The 1,106-nt window shown below is 73.6% G+C and carries 1 protein-coding gene; it reads left to right on the plus strand.

Annotated elements, in window-relative coordinates; translation table 11 throughout:
- Positions 1-33 precede the first annotated feature (33 nt).
- Positions 34-1,106, plus strand: a 1,073-nt coding sequence (locus AC4IJH_RS43540; RefSeq protein ID WP_490857569.1) for a SpnB-like Rossmann fold domain-containing protein, incomplete at its 3' end; no start/stop codon positions are given.

Raw genomic sequence — 1,106 nt, forward strand, 5'->3', positions numbered from 1 at the left:
TTCGTACCGCTTCAGCGCCGCGACGACCGGGACGTGACCGGCCTTGTCAACGGCCTGGCGCGGGCGTTCGTCAACGGCGCCACCGTCGACTGGGCGACGGTGCTCCCGGCCGGGAAGCGCGTGGAGCTGCCCACCTACGCCTTCCGGACCGAGCGGTTCTGGCCGGAGGGGATTCTGGCGATGCCCTCGGTAGGGGCGTCCGCCGGTGGCGATGGCGCGAGTACGGCGGCGGAGGCCCGGTTCTGGGCCGCCGTCGAGGACGGTGACCTGGCCGGGATCGCGGACACGCTGGCCATCGAGGACCAGAAGCAACTGAGCGACGTGCTACCCGCGCTGGCATCCTGGCGGCGCCGTGAGCTGGACCGTTCGGCGACCGCGAACTGGCGCTACCGGGCGATCTGGTCGCCCACCGCCGAGCCCGACCCCCGTGTCCTGTCCGGGACTTGGCTGATCGTGGCTCCGGCAGAGCTGGGCGAGGACGAGGCAGTGCGGCAGAGTGTTTCGGCGCTTGGTGCTCGTGGTGCCGAGGTCGTCGTGGTCGAGGTGCCGGCCGGGGGCGTGGACCGGGACGGTGTGGCCGCGCTGCTCGGCGAGGCGCTGACGGGCGCGGAGTCCGCCGGTGTGTCCGGTGTGCTGTCGCTGCTGGCGCTGGACGAGACGCCGGTGCCGGACTACCCGGTGGTGACCGGGGGACTGGCCGCAACCTTGGGGCTCGTACAGGCCCTCGGGGATGTCCGTGTGGCTGCCCCGCTGTGGCTGGCCACGCGTGGTGCGGTGGCTGCTGGTCCGGGTGAGGTGCTGGCCCGTCCGGTGCAGGCGCAGGTGTGGGGTCTGGGCCGGGTCGTCGGCCTGGAGCACCCGGATCGTTGGGGCGGTCTGATCGACCTGCCCGCCACGGTCGACGAGCGCGCGGGCGCACGCCTTGCGGCGGTGCTGGCCGACAGCGCCGAGGACCAGGTCGCGATCCGGTCGGCGGGAGTGCTGGGCCGGCGTCTGGCCCGTGCCTCGCAGCCTCGCGGTGACGTGAGGTGGGCGCCGCGTGGCAGTGTGCTGGTCACGGGTGGTACGGGTGCGATCGCGGGTCATGTGGCGCGGTGGTTGGCCGG

The organism is Streptomyces sp. UF-297 (assembly GCF_058245575.1).